This is a genomic window from Paeniroseomonas aquatica, assembly GCF_030409335.1.
In the GTDB taxonomy this organism is placed as follows: Bacteria; Pseudomonadota; Alphaproteobacteria; order Acetobacterales; family Acetobacteraceae; genus Belnapia; species Belnapia aquatica.
This window is the reverse complement of the sequence record NZ_JAUFPN010000118.1, coordinates 714-1,552: the sequence shown is the minus strand read 5'-3', so window position 1 is coordinate 1,552 and position 839 is coordinate 714. Positions and strand designations below refer to the sequence as shown.

Below are 839 nucleotides of genomic sequence, written 5' to 3'. Positions count from 1 at the left end.
ACCTGTCCCAACAGTTGGCGATGCTGCGCGAGGCAGGCCTCGTGGCTACACGCCGCGAGTCCAAGTCGATGGTCTACCGGCTTGCTGACGAGCGGGTGCAGACGGTCATGGCAGCGTTGAAATCGGCGTTTGGAGCCGGCACGGCTGTCACAGGCGAGATGGTGAAGCCCCCGACCGCCAGCCCGCCTAGCGCGCGACCGCATGCACCACCCCTGGCCCAGACAGCCTCTGCCGTGCGGATGGCAACTCCCGCCGGTGCCGAGTGCGGCGTGTTTTCCACGGCAGGATGGCCCGTGTCATGAGCGATCTCCTCGCCATTCTGTCCGGCTCGCTGGTTGGCTTCACGCTCGGCCTCATTGGAGGCGGGGGGTCAATCCTGGCGACGCCCTTGCTTCTCTACGTGGTCGGGATGTCGCCACATGCCGCCCTCGGGACTGGTGCCCTGGCAGTGTCGGCCAATGCCTTCGCCAACTTCGCCGGCCACGCCCGTGCGGGGAACGTGCGCTGGCCAGCCGCCGCGGTCTTTGCCGCGACCGGAGTAATGGGCGCCCTCATCGGCTCCACAGTTGGCAAGGCCTTCGACGGCGAGCGTCTGATTCTGCTGTTCGCCATCCTGATGATGGTCGTCGGCGTCGTCATGCTGCGGCCGAGGAAAGATGGGGGCACGCAGGCCGCGCCACTGACCCTCGGCGTTGGCGCCCGCATCGCCGCCATTGGCTTCGGCGTTGGCCTTCTCTCTGGCTTCTTCGGGATTGGCGGCGGCTTTCTCATCGTGCCTGGGCTCATTTTCGCCACGGGCATGCCGATGATCAATGCCGTCGGCACCTCTTTGCTGGCGG

1 protein-coding gene is annotated in these 839 nt (G+C 66.7%); it reads left to right on the top strand.

The features are described from left to right. Positions 1-298 precede the first annotated feature (298 nt). Positions 299-839, top strand: a 541-nt coding sequence (locus QWZ14_RS10835) for a sulfite exporter TauE/SafE family protein (RefSeq protein ID WP_290316670.1), incomplete at its 3' end; no start/stop codon positions are given.